16 protein-coding genes are annotated in these 16,500 nt (G+C 65.3%); 11 read left to right on the top strand and 5 right to left on the bottom strand.

The features are described from left to right. Nucleotides 1–13 precede the first annotated feature (13 nt). Entirely contained in the window at nucleotides 14–2,164 is a 2,151-nt protein-coding gene (locus tag HUK68_RS21405) for a phosphocholine-specific phospholipase C (protein ID WP_175506263.1), read from the top strand. 36 nt (nucleotides 2,165–2,200) lie between these two features. Here HUK68_RS21405 and HUK68_RS21400 read toward each other — a convergent pair whose 3' ends face one another. Then, nucleotides 2,201–3,052, bottom strand: coding sequence for a LysR substrate-binding domain-containing protein (locus HUK68_RS21400; protein WP_175506262.1), 852 nt, complete (start codon nucleotides 3,050–3,052; stop codon nucleotides 2,201–2,203). Between the two features lie 196 nt (nucleotides 3,053–3,248). Here HUK68_RS21400 and phnD point away from each other — a divergent pair, with 196 nt between their 5' ends. The 6 genes from phnD to HUK68_RS21370 all read left to right on the top strand — a co-directional run bounded on the left by phnD (nucleotide 3,249) and on the right by HUK68_RS21370 (nucleotide 8,301). Continuing rightward, nucleotides 3,249–4,121, top strand: coding sequence for a phosphonate ABC transporter substrate-binding protein (gene phnD / locus HUK68_RS21395; RefSeq protein ID WP_175506261.1), 873 nt, complete (start codon nucleotides 3,249–3,251; stop codon nucleotides 4,119–4,121). Next, complete coding sequence (phnC, locus tag HUK68_RS21390; RefSeq protein WP_175506260.1) at nucleotides 4,118–4,945, top strand: phosphonate ABC transporter ATP-binding protein; 828 nt, start codon at nucleotides 4,118–4,120, stop codon at nucleotides 4,943–4,945. The genes phnD and phnC overlap by 4 nt, the downstream gene beginning before the upstream one ends. Then, nucleotides 4,945–5,778: a phosphonate ABC transporter, permease protein PhnE gene (gene phnE / locus HUK68_RS21385; RefSeq protein WP_175506259.1), complete on the top strand. Its 834-nt coding sequence runs from the start codon at nucleotides 4,945–4,947 to the stop codon at nucleotides 5,776–5,778. The genes phnC and phnE overlap by 1 nt, the downstream gene beginning before the upstream one ends. Before the next feature lie 89 nt (nucleotides 5,779–5,867). Continuing rightward, nucleotides 5,868–6,956, top strand: a complete 1,089-nt coding sequence (gene psrA, locus HUK68_RS21380) for an iron-containing alcohol dehydrogenase PsrA (protein WP_175506258.1) — start codon at nucleotides 5,868–5,870, stop codon at nucleotides 6,954–6,956. A 37-nt stretch (nucleotides 6,957–6,993) separates the two neighbouring features. Beyond that, nucleotides 6,994–7,866 carry a phosphonoacetaldehyde hydrolase gene (gene phnX / locus HUK68_RS21375; RefSeq protein ID WP_175506257.1) on the top strand — a complete coding sequence of 291 codons (873 nt, stop codon included), beginning with the start codon at nucleotides 6,994–6,996 and terminating at the stop codon, nucleotides 7,864–7,866. 177 nt (nucleotides 7,867–8,043) lie between these two features. After that, nucleotides 8,044–8,301, top strand: coding sequence for a hypothetical protein (locus tag HUK68_RS21370; protein WP_175506256.1), 258 nt, complete (start codon nucleotides 8,044–8,046; stop codon nucleotides 8,299–8,301). Between the two features lie 179 nt (nucleotides 8,302–8,480). Here the strand turns inward: HUK68_RS21370 and HUK68_RS21365 are convergent, their stop codons facing one another. Then, on the bottom strand, nucleotides 8,481–8,816 hold the full coding sequence (locus HUK68_RS21365) for a hypothetical protein (protein ID WP_175506255.1): 336 nt from the start codon (nucleotides 8,814–8,816) through the stop codon (nucleotides 8,481–8,483). Between the two features lie 38 nt (nucleotides 8,817–8,854). Further along, complete coding sequence (locus HUK68_RS21360; protein WP_175506254.1) at nucleotides 8,855–9,850, bottom strand: 2-hydroxyacid dehydrogenase; 996 nt, start codon at nucleotides 9,848–9,850, stop codon at nucleotides 8,855–8,857. An 82-nt stretch (nucleotides 9,851–9,932) separates the two neighbouring features. On the opposite strand from HUK68_RS21360, the gene HUK68_RS21355 reads away from it, so the two are divergent. Beyond that, nucleotides 9,933–11,522, top strand: coding sequence for an aspartate:alanine exchanger family transporter (locus HUK68_RS21355; protein WP_175506253.1), 1,590 nt, complete (start codon nucleotides 9,933–9,935; stop codon nucleotides 11,520–11,522). Between the two features lie 13 nt (nucleotides 11,523–11,535). Here the strand turns inward: HUK68_RS21355 and HUK68_RS21350 are convergent, their stop codons facing one another. Next, entirely contained in the window at nucleotides 11,536–13,041 is a 1,506-nt protein-coding gene (locus HUK68_RS21350) for a DASS family sodium-coupled anion symporter (protein ID WP_175506252.1), read from the bottom strand. 253 nt (nucleotides 13,042–13,294) lie between these two features. Here HUK68_RS21350 and HUK68_RS21345 point away from each other — a divergent pair, with 253 nt between their 5' ends. Both HUK68_RS21345 and HUK68_RS21340 read left to right on the top strand, forming a co-directional pair. Further along, nucleotides 13,295–13,756, top strand: coding sequence for a GNAT family N-acetyltransferase (locus HUK68_RS21345; RefSeq protein ID WP_175506251.1), 462 nt, complete (start codon nucleotides 13,295–13,297; stop codon nucleotides 13,754–13,756). A gap of 371 nt (nucleotides 13,757–14,127) precedes the next feature. Beyond that, on the top strand, nucleotides 14,128–14,532 hold the full coding sequence (locus HUK68_RS21340) for a tripartite tricarboxylate transporter substrate-binding protein (protein ID WP_279614313.1): 405 nt from the start codon (nucleotides 14,128–14,130) through the stop codon (nucleotides 14,530–14,532). A gap of 73 nt (nucleotides 14,533–14,605) precedes the next feature. Here HUK68_RS21340 and HUK68_RS21335 read toward each other — a convergent pair whose 3' ends face one another. Continuing rightward, nucleotides 14,606–15,577: a toll/interleukin-1 receptor domain-containing protein gene (locus HUK68_RS21335; protein WP_175506250.1), complete on the bottom strand. Its 972-nt coding sequence runs from the start codon at nucleotides 15,575–15,577 to the stop codon at nucleotides 14,606–14,608. 44 nt (nucleotides 15,578–15,621) lie between these two features. Between HUK68_RS21335 and HUK68_RS21330 the strand changes: the two genes are divergently transcribed. Further along, nucleotides 15,622–16,290 (top strand): hypothetical protein, encoded by a 669-nt coding sequence (locus HUK68_RS21330; RefSeq protein ID WP_175506249.1) that lies wholly within the window; start codon nucleotides 15,622–15,624, stop codon nucleotides 16,288–16,290. The last annotated feature ends 210 nt before the right edge of the window (nucleotides 16,291–16,500 follow it).

The following is a 16,500-nucleotide window of genomic DNA, read 5'->3' as shown; positions in this document are numbered from 1 at the left end:
ACCTTCATACCCCATGACATCACTCAATCGCCGCCATTTCCTGCGCGCCGCTGCGGCCGGCGCCGCGCTGGGACCATTTCCTCCGGCCATCCAGCGGGCACTGGCCATTCCCGCCCACAACGCGACCGGAACCATCAATGACGTGGAGCATGTCATCATCCTGATGCAGGAAAACCGCTCCTTCGACCACTACTACGGCACCCTTCCCGGGGTGCGGGGCTTCAGCGACCGCTTCACCATTCCCATGGCCTCTGGCCAGCCGGTGTGGGTGCAGCAGGGCACGGCGGGACCGGTCCAGCCTTACTATCTGGATGCGAGCAAGGGCAATGCGCTGCGGGTTGGTGGCGCGCACAACTGGAGCGACCAGCAGGCTGCCTGGGACGGCGGACGCATGGCGGCCTGGCCGCTGGCCAAGAGCACCAGCGTGGCCATGGGCTATCTGCAGCAATCCGACCTGCAGTTCCACTGGGCGCTGGCCAATGCCTTCACGGTCTGCGACGCCTACTACACCTCGATCAACACCGGAACCTTCACCAACCGCATGTTCCTGTGGAGCGGCAGCAATGGCGCCAACGTCAGCGACCACGCCTGCGTCACCAATGCCAACTGGGGCGGCCTGGGGCCGTCCGAGGATGGCCTGACCTGGACCACCTACCCGGAACGGCTGCAGGCCGCGGGCGTGCGCTGGAAGGTCTACAACCGGCCCGGCAACAACAGCAACAACAACCAGCTGGTGGCGTTTTCCTCCTACCGCGCCGCCGACGAGCAGCTACGGGCGATGGGCTCGCCGAACGCCACCTACTCGGCCACCATGGAGTCGTACTCGCCGCTCTACAAGGGCTATGGCAACACCATGCCCGACGGCGGTTTTCTGCAGGCCGTGGCCGACGATGTCGAAGCCGGCACGCTGCCCCAGGTCAGCTGGATCGTGGCGCCGGGCGCGTACAGCGAACACCCGAGCATGTCGGTGCCCGGCCAGGGCGCGTGGTATCTGCAGAAGCTGCTGGACATCCTCACCGCCAAGCCCGAGGTCTGGAGCAAGACCGTGCTGATCGTCAACTACGATGAAAACGACTGTTTCTTCGATCACATGCCGCCTCCGGCGCCGCCGTGGCGCAACGACGACGGCAGCCATGCCGGCAAGTCCACGGTCGATATCAGCCGCGAGTTCTACACGATGCCGGCGCCGCCTGGCGCGTCCACCAAGCCCGCCTCCGACGGCAAGCCCTTCGGCCCTGGCCCGCGCCTGCCGACGCTGGTGATTTCGCCCTGGAGCGTCGGCGGTTGGGTCAACTCCCAGGCCTTCGATCACACCTCGACCCTGCGTTTCCTGGAGCAGCGTTTCGGCGTGCTCGAGCCGAACATCAGCCCCTACCGCCGGGCTATGCTGGGCGACATGCTGTCGTGCTTTGATTTTCGCCAGCCGAATGCCGCCAAGCCGGCGCTGGCCACCGCCCCCACCCGGGCGCAAGCCGATGCCCAGCTGTCGCAGCAGGTGGCGTCGGGCAAGGTGCCGGTACCGGAATTCGGCACCGAACCCCTGCCTGCGCAAGCGCTGATGCTGCGACCCTCGCGTGCCTTGCCCTATCGCCTGCACACCAGCGCCAACATCGACCTGGCCAATGGACAGGCCTGGTTGACCTTCAGCAACACCGGCGAGCAAGGCGCGGTTTTCCATGTCTACGATGAACTCAACCTGTCGCGGCGTCCGCGCCGCTATGCGGTCGAAGCCCGCAAGCTGATTTCCGATGCCTGGCAGGCCATGGCGGACAACGATGGCAAGTACCGCCTTTGGGTGCTCGGGCCCAACGGTTACCACCGGTATTTCCGCGGCGACCTCAAGGCCTATGCCAACGGGCCCCAGCCGGAAATCCGAGTCTGCTACGACCCCCTGGGTAATGCGCTCTCGGTGACGATCATGAACATGGGCGACAGTCCGGCGCAGGTCACGGTGGCCTCCAACGCCTATCGTAGCGATGGACCCTGGACCTATTCGGTCGCGCCGGGCATGCAGATCGAGCCGCGCTGGTCGCTCGATGCCAGCCACAGCTGGTACGACTTCACCCTCACCATGGGCGAGCACTTCGAGCGCCGCTTTGCGGGAAGGCTGGAAAACGGCAACGATGGGGTCAGCGATCCCGCCATGGGAGTACTGGGCCCATAGCCCAGGCCTGCGCGCGGGCCGCGAGCCGGCGCGCCCTCAGATCGCGTCCAGAAACGATCCGATCAGCAGGCTGTCGCGCCGCTCGGCCATGCAGTAGACATAGGTGGTGGTGCTGGCCGGATCACCGGCGATGCGCACCGGCGCGAAGCGCGGGTCGGGAATGAATTCGGCTTCCGATACCGCGCCCAGTCCCAGGCCGCGCGCCACGGCTTCGCGGATGGCCTCGCGGCTGCCTATCTCCAGGTCGATGCGCGGCTGCACGCCCGCGCCGCGCAAGGCCTGCTCCAGCGCCGTGCGCGTGGTCGAGCCCGGCTCGCGCAGCAGCAGCGGCTGGCCCTGAAGTTCCTCCAGCCCGACGCTGGCGCGGCGCGCGAACGGGTGCTCGACATGCGCAAACAGGATGATGGCGTGGCGCGCATATTCACGCGCCAGCAGTTCGGGCCGCTCGTAGAGCCCGGCCAGCACCGCGACATCGGTGGTGTAGTGCTCCAGATCATGCAGCACCTGCTGCGAATTGCCCATGCGGATCGACAGCTGCAGGCCTGGATGGCGCGCGCGGTAGGCGGCGACCATCTCGATCACATGGAACGGGCCCACGGCGCCGATCTTCAGCTCTCCCTGGTTCAACTGGCCCGCGTCGCGCAGGAAGAAATCGGCTTCGGATTCCAGCGCCATGAGTTTTTGCGCCAGCGGCAGCAGCCTGGCGCCGGCACTGGTCAGCGCCATGCGGTAGCCGCGGCGATGGAACAGCTCGACGCGGCTTTGCCGCTCCAGGGTCGCGATCTGGCTCGATATCGTCGGCTGGCTCAGCCCCAGCGAGCGTGCCGCCGCGCTCAGGCTGCCCTGGTGGGCAACGGCGACAAAGGCGCGGTAACGCGCGGTGCTCATGCGCGCCCTCGCGCATCGGGCCAGGCGTGGCTGGGGCAGTCGGCAGGGCAGGGCAATTTCATCTCCAGGTGTTGTCTATGGAAGCTGTTGGAAGCCACTCTAAAACTTTCATATGACCGAAATATGTCGTCCATAGCATTCCACCCATCGCACGGCATTTCGCTGCTGCGAGCCTGCAATGCAAAGGATTTCCGCCATGAAACTGACCCGCAAAGCCTGGCTGCACAGCGCGGCCGCCTCCTTGATCCTGGCCGCGAGCGGTGCGGCATTTGCCCAGGCCGCCGAGCTGCGCGTGGGCCTGATTCCCTCCGAAGACGCGCAGGCCATGGTGCGCGCCAGCCAGCAGGTCATGGACCAGCTCGCGGCCAAGACCGGCATGAAGGTCAAGCCCTTCGTCGCCAACGACTACAACGGCGTCATCGAAGCGCTGCGCTCGGGCAAGCTCGATATCGCCTACCTCGGCCCGTTCTCCTATGTGCTGGCCAGCCAGATGGCCAATGCCGAGGCCTTTGCGGTGGCGGTGACCAAGAAGACCGGCAAGAGCGCCTACCACTCGATGATCATCGCGCGCAAGGACAAGGGCCTGCAGTCGGTGGCTCAGCTCAAGGACCGCACCTTTGCGTTTGTCGATCCGACCTCGGCTTCGGGCCATTTGTTTCCCAAGGCCGGCCTGCTGGGCGCGGGCTTCGATGCCGACAAGGGCTTCGCGCGCGTGATCTTCTCGGGCTCGCACGACGCCAGCATCATGGCCGTGGCCAATAACAAAGTCGATGCGGCAGCCGTTGCCGACCGCATCTTCGATTCGGCCGTGGCCAAGGGCCTGGTCAAGGCCGAGGACTTCCAGGTGGTGTGGCGCTCGCAGCCCATCCCCGAGTCGCCGATGGTCTGGCGCAAGAGCCTGGACGATGCAACCAAGCAGAAGGTGGCCGCGGCGCTGGCCGAGATCAAGGACCTGCCCTGGGGCGACCAGGGCGTGCTCAACGGCTTTGCACCGACCAACGACCAGGCCTATGACGTGGTGCGCGATACCGCCCGCCTGCTCAAGCTCGATCTGGGAAAGATGAAATGATCCACATCCGCAATCTGCGCAAGAGCTATGGCGACAACCATGTGCTGCATGGCATCGATCTGGACGTGCGCCCGGGCGAATTCCTGGTGATGCTGGGCCTGTCGGGCGCGGGCAAATCCACGCTGCTGCGCTGCATCAACGGCCTGAACCGGCCCGACGGCGGCACGCTGGAAGTCGGCGGCATGGACCTGATGCAAAGGCATTCGCGCCGCGAACTTTCGCGCCAGGTGGCCATGGTGTTCCAGCACCATAACCTGGTGCCGCGATTGTCGGTGCGCAAGAACGTGCTGACCGGCCGACTGGGCCAGGTGGGCACGCTGGCCTCGGTGCTGCAATTCTTCCGCCAGGGCGACCTGGCGCTGGCCGAGCAGTGCCTCGAACGCGTGGGCCTGGCGCACAAGGCCGGCGCGCGCACCGAGGCGCTGTCGGGCGGGCAGATGCAGCGCGTGGGCATTGCGCGCGCGCTGGCCCAGCAGCCCCAGGTGATCCTGGCCGACGAGCCCGTGGCCAGCCTCGACCCGAAAACCGCGCGCAGCGTGCTCCAGTACCTGCGCGAAGCCACGCGCGAGATGGGCATTGCCGTGGTCTGCAACCTGCACCAGGTGGAATACGCGCGCGAGTTCGGCGACCGCATTGTCGGCCTGGCCCAGGGGCGCATGGTGTTTGACGGCAAGCCCGCCGATCTGGACGACACCGCGCTGGACGCCATCTACCACCACGCACCGCCGGGCGCCGGCCTGGCAGCCGCCAACGCGGCCCGCTCCACGCTTTTGCCGGGGTCGTGGCTGCCGGTCAGCGTGGCCACCCCCGTGGGAGGCGCGTGATGGAAAACCCGACCTTGAATACCACGCGCTGGCAGTGGACTGCCGCGCGCCCGCAGACCACGACCGGCTGGCTGGCCCAGGCGGCGCTGGCGCTGGCCCTGGGCTGGGTGCTGGTGTGGAGCGCCGGCGGCGCGCAGATGAGCTGGGGCGAGCTGGCCGCGGGCCTGCCGCAGATCGGCGACTTCCTCGCGCGCTCGGTGCCGCCCGACCTGGGCATCCTGCCGCGCCTGTGGGCGCCGGCGCTGGAGACCCTGCAGATCGCCATCTGGGGCACGCTGCTGTCGATCCTGCTGGCGCTGCCGCTGTCCTTCATAGCCGCCAGCAACCTGCACAGCTGGCACGGGCTGCGCCGCGCCACGCGCCAATTCCTCAACGTGGTGCGCAGCATCAACGAGCTGATCCTGGCGCTGGTGTTTGTCTCGGCCGTGGGCCTGGGGCCGTTTCCCGGCGTGCTGGCGCTGGCGCTGCACGGCATGGGCATGCTGGGCAAGTTCTTTGCCGAAAGCATCGAGGAGATCGACAACGGCCCGCTCGAGGCGCTGCGCAGCGCCGGCGCGAGCCAGTTGCAGGTGATTGCCTTTGGCGTGGTGCCTCAGGCCATCACCGCCTGGATTGCCGTGGTGCTGTACCGCTTCGAAGTCAATCTGCGCTCGGCCACGGTGCTGGGCATGGTGGGCGCGGGCGGGCTGGGCTTCGAGCTCGTGGCCAGCCTGAAGCTGTTCCGCTACCAGGAGACCGCGACCTGCATCATCGTCATCACGCTGATGGTGATCCTCGCCGACCTGGCTTCCAACGCGCTGCGCAGCCGCATCCAGCAGGGCGCGCGCCACTGATACGCGGCGTCGCCGCGTGCCGCACTCCTTGCCGTCCCGGCCCGGGTGGTGCGGCCCTTCTTTGCCTGAATTTCCTGAAAGACCCGACCGTGTGGACTTATCACAACCCCGTGCGCATCACTGCCGGCGCCGGCAGCCTGCAACAGCTGCCGGCGCTGCTGGCCGGCCGCCGCTGCCTGCTGGTGACGTTTCCCGAAGCCCGCAGCCTGGGCCTGGTGCAGCGCGTGCAAACCCTGCTGGGCGCGCAACTCCAAGCCGTGGTGGACTGCGTGCAGCCCAATCCCGATGTGCAGTGGCTGGCGCCGCTTTATGAGCGCGTGCAGCGTGATCATGCCGACGTGCCCTGCATCGTGGCGCTGGGCGGCGGCAGCGCCATCGACTGCGCCAAGGCACTGCTATGCGCCACGCCTTCGCGCGGCTTCGCGGAACTGCTGGCGCTGCTGGAGCAGGGCGGCCAGCTGCCCGCGGGCCCGCACAAGGCGCTGATTGCCATCCCCACCACCGCCGGCACCGGCAGCGAGGTCACGCCCTGGGCCACGCTGTGGGACCAGGCCGCGGGGCGCAAGCACTCGCTGCACCAGGACTGCACCTGGCCCGAGGCCGCGATCATCGATGCCGAGCTGATGGCCAGCCTGCCCGCGGGCGCGACGCTGGCCGCGGGGCTCGACGCGCTGTCGCATGCGCTCGAGTCGATCTGGAATGTGCACCGCAACCCGGTGTCGATGGCGCTGGCCGTGCAGTCGGCGCGGCGCACGCTGGCCACGCTGCCGCAATTGATGCAGCAGCCGGGCAGCCTGGCGCTGCGCGCCGACATGGCCCGGGCCGCGCTGCTGGCCGGGCTGGCGTTTTCCAACACCAAGACCGCGCTCGCGCATTCGCTGTCCTATGACATCACGCTGCGCCACGGCGTGCCGCATGGCCTGGCCTGCTCCTTCAGCCTGCCGCTGGTGCTGGAGATGGCCATGGGCGCGGACGCCGAAGTGGATGCCGCGCTGCTGTCGATCTTCGGCGCCGCCAGCGCCGGCGCGGCCCTTGACGCGCTGCGCGGCTGGCTGCACCAGCTGGGCGTGGCCACCGATCCCGCGCATTACGGTGTCGCGCCCGCCGACTGGAGCGCGATGCTGCACAAGGCCGCGACCGGCCCGCGCGGGCGCAACTTCATCCGGCAGTTGGCTTGATGCCGCAGTCCGTCCCTTTCTTTCCAGAAACATCACCATGTCCACGACCTCTAGCACTTCCTCCACCCTGGCCCCGCTGCAAGCCGTGATCTTCGACTGGGCCGGCACGCTGGTCGACTTCGGCTCGCTCGCGCCCACGCAGATCTTCGTCGAGGCGTTTGCCACGTTTGGCATCGACATCACGCTGGCCCAGGCGCGCGGCCCGATGGGGCTGTCCAAGTGGGACCATATCCACCAGCTGCTGCAGGACGAATCGATTGCCGCCCAGTGGCGCCGCCGCTTTGGCGCCGCGCCCGGCGCCGCCGATGTCGATGCGATCTATGCGCGCTTCATGCCGATGCAGATTGCCAAGGTCGGTGAATTCTCCGCGCCCATCGAGGGCGCGGTGCAGACGCTGCAGTGGCTGCGCGATCAGGGGCTGAAGGTGGGTTCGTGCTCGGGCTACCCGCGCGAGGTACTCGACCAGCTGCTGCCCCAGGCCGCGGCCGCGGGCATCGCGCCCGACCATGTGGTGGCCGGCGACGAACTGCGCGCGGGCGGGCGCCCGGGGCCCTTCATGGCGCTGGCCAATGTGCTGGCGCTGGGCATCGGCGACGTGCGCGCCTGCGTCAAGGTCGACGATACCGTGCCCGGCATCGAGGAAGGGCTGCGCGCCGGCATGTGGACCGTGGGCGTGAGCCTGTCGGGCAACGAGGTCGGCTATTCTTTGGCCGAACTGGCGCAGGCCAGCCCGCAGGAGATCGAGGCGCGCGTGGCGCGGGCCGAGGCCAAGCTGCGTAAAGCCGGTGCGCACCATGTAGTGCGCAGCGTCGCCGAGCTGCCCGAGGTGCTGCGGCAGATTGCACTGCAAGCCGGTCACGGCCGACCCGATGCGGGCTGCCAAATGCCACCCGGCTGCCCATGCCCGTGAGTTCCGCGCGCGCATCGCCTTCCATCAGTGGGCGCCATGCCGAGTCGGCATTGACCATAATGAACCGGCACTGAGGCGGCGCTCGGTGTTGGGCACCGCAAGCTGGCGTGGGCCATGGCGGGAAGCTGCCTGCGCGGTGGGATGGGACCGCAAGGCCGGCCCGTACAACAGGCATTGATGACCAGAGATTTTCCCTACTACCACGGCGATCCGGTCGGCATCGGCCCCAGGCGCTGGAGCAGCATGCTTCTGAGCATGGTAGCGGGCTATCTGGCGCTATTGCTGCTGCCTGCAACCAGTCTCGATTGGCAATTGCTGGCTCGGTGGCTGTTCGTGGCATGTCCTGTGGCCGCGCTGAGCTGGGCCACCCAGGGCCGGGCCTCGGCGCTGCGCGCCTCGGTGGCCTGGTCGGGCCTGCGCACGCTGGTGGTGTAGGACGAAAGCGAAGCCGGCATCGTGCAGCGCATCGAGGAATTCGGCATGCACTCGCACCTGCCGGCACCGCTCGTGGGCGATGCGTTCGAGCACAAGGTCGCCAAGCTGCTGAGCCACAGCTGATGCCGCTGCCCGGGTGGCCGCGCCGCGCAGCGCGGACACCCGGCTCGGCCCGGTGCTCAGCTCTTGAGCTGCTCCAGCAGATGGCCGCCCAGGCGCGCATCCAGATGTGCGCGGATATGCGCATCGATGGCGTTGACCTGCGCTTCGTCGAGTTCATGCTCGGCGCGCTGGTGCGCGGTGAAATGCATGATCAGCAGCGCGCGCAGCTTCTCGAACGCGCGCGGGTTCTTGTGTCCGCACACCACGTCGTTGCGCTCGATGATGCGGGCGATCACTCCCGGATCGAACAGGCGGATGCGGCACAGGATGGCCATCTGCGTGATCTCCTGGTCGATGCTCTCGAGGATGGTTTCCCAGTGGCGGGGACTGGAGTCGTGGCTGGGGTTCAACATGGTTTTCTAAAGGGGGAAATAGGGGCGGGACCGCGGCGTCAGGCGGCCGGGATGCGGTTGACGAGGGTTTCGCCACGCTCGAATGCGCTGATGCTGGCGATGGTGGTCTGCATGATCTGGCCGATGGCTTCCTGGGTGAAGAACGCCTGGTGGCCGGTGACGATCACGTTCGGGAACGACACCAGGCGCTGGATCACGTCGTCGGTGATGATGGTCGAGGACAGATCCTGGAAGAACAGGCTGGCTTCCTGCTCGTAGACATCGATGGCCAGCCCGCCCAGCCGCGCCGTCTTCAAGGCCTCGATCGCGGCCTCGGTATCGACCAGCCCGCCGCGGCTGGTGTTGACCAGGATGGCGCCGGGCTTGACGCTCGCCAGCGTGCTCGCGTCGACGATATGCCGCGTGGCGTCGGTCAGCGGGCAGTGCAGCGAAATCACATCGCTTTGCCGCATCAGCTCGTCCAGCCCAACATAGCGCCCGCCCGCGGCCTCGAAGGCCGGCGAGGGGTAGAGGTCGTAGCCCAGCACCGTGCAGCCGAAACCCTGCAGGATGCGCGCGAAGATGGTGCCGATCTTGCCGGTGCCGACAACGCCCGCGGTCTTGCCGTGCAGATCGAAACCCATCAGGCCGTCGAGCTCGAAATTGCCTTCGCGCGTGCGAATGCTGGCGCGCGCGATCTTGCGGTTGACGGCCAGCAGCAGCCCGACCGCGAACTCGGCGACCGAATGCGGCGAGTAGTCGGTCACGCGCACCACCTCGACACCCAGGCGCGCCGCGGCGGCGGCATCCACATGGTTGTAGCCCGTCGAGCGCGTGGCCACCAGCCGCGTGCCCTGTTGCGCCAGCAGTTCCAGCACCTGCGCGTCGACGTTGTCGTTGACGAACACACAGACCGCCGCGCAGCCCGCGGCCAGCGCAGCGGTCTCGGATGTCAGCCTATCCTGGATGAAAACCAGTTCATGCCCCGCGGCCGCGTTGGCCTGGGTGAGCAGCGACTTGTCGTAGCGACGCGTGCTGAAGACAGCCACTTTCATGCACCGGATCCTTTGCGAAAACGTTTCGTAACTGATGCAAGATTAAACTAATTCTCGTTTCAACTTGACGAAACCCAACGATATGAACTGGCTTGCGGATTTCCTGGCGGCGCAGCCCTTGCTGGCGGTCTTTTTCACCATTGCCGTCGGCTACCTGCTGGGCGCGGTCAATATCAAGGGGTTTGCGCTGGGCTCGGGCGCCGTGCTGTTTGTCGGCCTGGCCGTGGGCGCCGCCGCGCCCAGGCTCTCGCTGCCACCGCTGCTGGGCAATGTCGGGCTGATGCTGTTCCTGTACGGCGTGGGCGTGGCCTACGGCGCGCAGTTCTTTCGTGGCTTGAGCAGTGCCGAGGGCGCCAAGGCCAATCTCGCGGCGCTGCTTGCCGTGGCCGCGGCGCTGGCGCTGACGCTGGCCGCCGTGCATTGGCTGCCGGGCACGGAACTCGCCAAGGCGCTGGGCGCGTTTGCCGGCGCCGGCACCAGCACCGCGGCGCTGCAGGCCGCGCTGGCGGTGTTCGGCACCGATCCGGCCACCGGCTATTCGGTGGCCTATCCGCTGGGCGTGGCGGTGCCGATCCTGATGCTGGGCCTGTACAACGCCTTCTTCAAGCCGAAGTTCGACCGCAGCCATGCCGCCGTGCTGCACACCGAGGAGGTGGATGTGGAGGAGTTCGCGGTGCTGGGCATGACCCTGGCAGAAGCCTGCGTGAACCTGCCGCCGGGGGTGGCGATCGCGGCGCTGCGGCGCGGCCACCATAACCTGCCGGCCGATGCCGCCACGGCGCTGCAGCGCGGCGATGTGCTGCTGTTCACCGGCACCGACCCGCTGGCGCTGCGCAATGCCGCGTCGCGCTTCGGCCCCGCCGATCCCGGCCGCATGCTGCGCGACCGCCAGGACCTGGATTACTTCCGGCTGTTTGTCTCGAATCCGCGCACCGCGGGAAAGCAGCTGGCCGAGCTGCAGATTCCCGCCGCGCTGCAGGCGCGCATCCTGCACCTGCGCCGCAATGATGCCGATCTCGATGCGCTGCCCGGACGCCGGCTGGAGTTTGGCGACCGCGTCGGCATTCTCGCGCCGCGCTCGAGCTTCGCGGCGCTCGCGGCGATCTTCGGCGACTCGGTGCGCAGCACGGGCGAGGTCAACTACATCGGCCTGGGCGTGGGCGTGACCCTGGGCCTGGGCTTTGGCGCGATTGCCTGGACCTTGCCCTTCATCGGCAGCTTCTCGCTGGGCTTTGCGGGGCTGCTGCTGGTCGCGCTGCTGCTGGGCTGGCGCCGGCGCACCGGCGCACTGCAGTGGGCCATGCCGGTGTCGGCCAACCTGGTGCTGCGCAACTTCGGCCTGACGCTGTTCCTGGCCGTGGTGGGCATCTCCTCGGGTGCGACCTTTGCCGCGGCCATCGCGCAAAGCGGCCTGCTGTATCTGCTGCTGGGCAGCGCCATCGTGGCGGTGCTGGTGGCGGTGACGATGCTGATCGCCATGGCCGTGTTTCGCCTGCCCTTCGACACCGTGGCCGGCGTGGTGGCCGGCGTCACCGGCAACCCGGCGATCCTGTCGTTTGCCAACCGCATCGCGCCTACCGACAAGCCCGACATCGGCTACGCGATGATCTTCCCGTCAATGACGGTGGTGAAGATCCTGATCGTGCAGCTGGTCGCGGTGTGGAGCCGGTGAGGGCCGGCCGGCCTCACCAGTAGCCCAGCAGCTTCCACCAGACGCTGCCGACCACGGCAAACACCAGCAACTCAAGCACGCACATCACCGCGCCGACGCGCCACCAGTTGCCCAGCGTCACATAGCCGCTGCCGAAGATGATCGGCGAGGTGCCGGTGGCGTAGTGCGTGAGCGTCATCATGATGCTCGAGCCGGCCGCCATCAGCAGCATGAAGGGCACGACATATTCCCCGGGAATCAGCTGCGCGCCGACGGTGAGAAAGGCCAGCAGCATGGCGCTGATGTGCGCCGTGGTGCTGGCAAACAGATAGTGCGAGAACACGAACACGCCCACCAGCACCGCGGCAATGGCCGGCCAGCCCATGCCGCTGGCGACGATCGCATCCTTCATGCCCAGCGAGAACCAGCTGATCACGCCCAGCTTGTTGAGCTGCTCGGCCAGCATGACCAGCGCGCCAAACCACACCAGCGTGTCCCAGGCGCTCTTCTCTGACAGCACATCGTCCCAGTCGATGGTGCCGGTGATGATCAGGATGAACAAGCCGACAAAGGCCACCACCGTGGGATCGAGCGTGAACGCCGGGCCCAGCAGCATTGCCGGCACATTGGCCCACAGCAGCAGCATCAGACCGAAGGTGCCAAGCATGACCTTCTCGCTGCCCGACAGCGGGCCCATCTTCGCCATCTCGGAGTGCGCATAGTCCACCGCGTTGGGCGTGGCCTTGAGCTCGGGCGGCGACAGCAGATAGATCGCCAGCGGCATCAGCAGCAGGCACAGCAGGCCGGGCAGCAGCATGCACAGCGCCCAGGTGGTCCAGCTCAGCTGGAAGCTCTGATGGGTGGCCTTGGCGACGAAGTCCACGACCAGCGGATTCGGCGCGGTGGCCGTGACGAACATCGCCGAGGTGATGGGATTGGCGTGGTAGTTCACCAGCGCCAGGTAGGTGCCCACCTTGCGCTCGGTCCCCTTGGCCGGATCGGAGTCAAAGGCGTTGGCGATCGACTTCATGATCGGATGCACGATGCCGCCGCCGCGCGCGGTATTGCTGGGCGTGAAGGGCGCCAGGATCAGCTCGCACAGCGTCAGGCCGTAGCCTATGCCCAGCGTGCGCTTGCCCAGCAGCGCGATGAACTTGAGGCCGATGCGGTTGCCTAGCCCGGTTTTCTTCAGGCCGCGCGAAATCAGGATCGCAACCACGATCAGCCAGATCAGCGGATTGGAAAAGCTGCTCAGCGCATCGGTGATCGCGCCCTTGGAACTGCCCGAGGTGACCTGCGACAGCGAGACGATCACAATGGCCATCAGCGCCATCACCCCGATCGGCATGACCTTGAGAATGATGGCCACGATGGTCGTCAGAAAGATCGCCACCAGGCTCCAGGCATGGGGCGTGAGCCCGTCCGGTGCAGGGATCAGCAGCAGCGTCAGCAGCACCGCCGTCGCGATCAGCGCCGGGCCCAGCCGAAACGGCACCGCCGCCTGGAAGTAGCGCAGCACCGCCAGCAAAGCATTCCACATATCACGACCTCTCTTGATGTGTCCTGGCTCCCGGATCGATTTCCGGGAATATCCGTTATTGACCGGACGTTACCAGCTTGCTCGGGGTTCAGGCGAGGTTTTTCGGGCAGTTGGCCGTGATAGGGTGATGGACCATGCGCTCTATTGAATATTTGGCTTTGCATCACCTCGGTTTCCGGACAACGGGGTTGCCAGATTGCGCCCGTCCGCGGGCGCGTGCTGCAGGTGTCGCGGCCGGCGCGAAAGGCAGCGCATGATTCGCAGATTCAAGCCCGGGGACGAAGCCGCTTTGCTCGACGTATATCGTTCGGCCATTCATCTCATTGCTGCCCAAGACTACACCGCCGAACAGATCCAGGCCTGGGCTCCAGCCGACATGGACGCGGATTCATGGGCCCGCCGCATGCGTGAGATTCAGCCTTTTGTGGCGGAGCAGGGCGGTGAAATCGTCGGCTACGCCGATCTGCAGCAAAACGGCTACATCGACCATTTCTTCGTATCCGGCCGCCACCCGCGCCAAGGAATAGGGCGGCGGCTGATGCAACGCATTCATCAGGAAGCCAATGCGCTCGGCCTGATTGAACTCACGTCGCAGGTAAGCAAGACCGCAGAGCCTTTTTTCCTGCTCCACGGATTCGAGGTCGTCGAGCGGCAATTTCCTGTCCGGCGCGGCGTGGTGCTGCAAAACGCGGTGATGCGGAAGGTGTTGAGGTAGTGGGTGGTCACGTCGTTCCACAACGGTCGAAAGTGGCCTCAGCGATCGTTGATCGCGATAAGGGGTCCTTATCGTTACTAAAAAGCGCTTTTTTTCAAGCACTTGCCTCTGGCCGCGATTAGCTGGTCGTTCCAGGCCATTTCCAAAGTTCTGCGTCTGCAATCGGCCCAGAGTATTCTCTCGGGATAGTGCTTTCCGCAGCTTGACAACCGTGGTGACGTTGCGCCGTTCGTACGCATGAGTGAACCGCTGGGTACCGCCAGGGCGCGCGTCTCCCGGCAATGGCACCGTCTTTCACCTGGCCATGGAAGTGTTTCTCGACGCAACCGGCGTATCGGCCAGGCATATCCCGTACTAAGGGTGCGGGCCCTATGGTGGCGGATCTGCTGGGCGTCCAGGTGGAGATGGGAGTGCTCGCGGTCGGCACGGCCCAGGCGCATATCCGCTTGGGGGCGCTGTGCGCCATTGGCATCATGGGCCGCCAGCGCATGTCATCGCTACCCCGGGTACCGACCCTGGCCGAGCAGGGCTTTGTCGAGGTGGACATCAGCGGCTGGGTGGCGGCCGTGGGGCTCAAGGGCTGGCCTGCAGCACAGGTGCGGCGCTTGCACGATGCGATCGTCGCGGCCTATTCGGAGCCGGAGGTCGAGGCGGGCTTTGCACGCCGCGACGAATACACGGTACGGAATAGGCCCGAGGCCGCAGCGCAGTTCATGCGATCTGATCAGGAACGCTTTGCCCGGCTGGTGAAAAAGGCCAGGGTCACGCTGGAGTGAGGTGGGGTATTGCGGTTCGAGGCGGGATGCAGCCAGGGCTGCCCAGAAGGCTGCGCATCGCCTGGCTGGGCTTTCACTGGTGGAACTGGGCAAGGAACATCGACCAAAGATGCTCCGCAGCCCCTTCGTCCGTCAACCTTTCTCCCACTTGGCCGAATGACTGACGTCCCAGCGTCGCCTTGAAATACATCAGGTTCTGGTCAGTTTCGACGGTGATGAGTTCGTTGAAGCTGCTATCCGATGCGTGCTCGGAGCTGGAATAGGTGATGCCGCCGCTGGCCCAACTGTTACCTGGGGCGATGCGGCAGCCGCCAATCCGCTGACCATCCCGAAAGACAATGGCAGTGAATACGGCACTCGACGCATCGCCGATCCTTGCAGTGATTCCAGGATTGCGAGCCTGAAGCTCGATCAGCGACTGCTCGAAATATGAGCGAATGTATTGGAATCCCTGCAGGGCGAAGTCATGTCGCTCTTCATCGGTGAAACGCCTGGGAAGCGCCAGATTGCTTGAGCGCGTAGTCCTTCTAATGACAGTTCCTGGGTTCGCCTGCGTGACGCCCGGCGAAAGCGGAGCATTCGCTACCTTTTGAGTTGCAGCGCTTGAGCCTGGAGCCGTCAGCATTGAACGCATCTTCTGCACAATGTCCAGAAAGGCGTCATCCAGCGAGGGCCACTTAGTGACCGCTTTGCCATCCGTGGGTAGTGCTTTGAGACGGCCAAAAGGTGAGCTTTTCCAATCGCATGGGCGCAGGATGATCGGAACCACCACGGCCTCTCGCGCATCGTGGCGTTCCAGCGCCCGCTTCATCTCGATGCCATAGCAATATTCGGAATGGATGAAGTCCGCCGAGACCAGAAGCAGGATCAGGTCAGCATCTTCGAGTGCCGCAGAAATGTGTTCGTCGAAATCCCCGCCGGGGTCTATGCGATGGTCGCTCCATGTGGTGATGTGCCCCTGGCGCTTCAACAGCGACAGGTGCTTGTCCAGCTCGACACGGTACTGTTCATCAGCATGGCTGTAAGAAATGAAGGCGGTTTTCATCCTGTAATCTTCGCTGAAAATCGATCGATGGAAGGAGCACTGCAATGCGAAACACGGCAAATAATTCGTTTAGTGTCCTGGATGAGCATCCACTGCTGAAGCTCAAGCTGCAAAATTTTTGTGATGACCATGCGCTGGAAGGGAAGCCAGCGCTTATTTGGCAATGCGTGCCCGTTCGTCCCGTAGAGATTGACGTCCGTAAAAAAGCGGTCGCCGAGATACTGCGCCAAGGGGCGTCTAGTGATGATGCGGATGGGTGGTGGAACGCCTTCCAGACTCACTATGCGGTTGAATCGACATTTGATGGGATCATTTCAACTTTTCGCACAGAGGATCCAGGTTGGGCCAGCGAGTTTCACTCCGACGGCCACATCATTGCAGGCGTCTGGACATTTCCAGAAGCGGCATTGGCAGACAAGCCAATTCCGGTGCTTATGAATTTCTACCAGAATGCATTTGAAGATTTTGGCACCTTGGTGTCGCGGCTTATGGACTCGTTGCCGATGGACTTTCCAGTTGCCATCACATGTACGCTTCTCCGCGCGAATGCTCTCGGTTTTCAGCGCGAACGGCAGCGTGGCGAAATCCGCATGATCCGTCGTCCCGAACTGCAGTGGAGGGTACGGACTGCTGGGTCAAAAGTCGAATTGGAAGCCGCAAGCAAAGTCATGGGTAAAGAACTGCTTTGGGCTTACAACATAGCCGCTTCTTGAAGAGCGGGCATAAAGCCGGTGCCTGTTGGGCCCTAGTGTTGTCTTCCCTGGGCCATGCCGGCGTGGTGAACGTGTCGTACACATCGTTTTGGGCTCACTGCCAAGTGCTGTGCTGCATAGCAGACATTCATGAAACACCGCTCCAACGTGGAGCGCCAGGATTTACAAACAGTTGACCAGATGAGTCCTCTTAGATCTTCTGGAAGAAAC

It is taken from the genome of Comamonas antarctica, from assembly GCF_013363755.1.
Lineage (GTDB): Bacteria > Pseudomonadota > Gammaproteobacteria > Burkholderiales > Burkholderiaceae_C > Comamonas > Comamonas antarctica.
The sequence above is the reverse complement of the archived record's forward strand: the minus strand, read 5'-3'. Positions and strand labels throughout refer to the sequence as shown.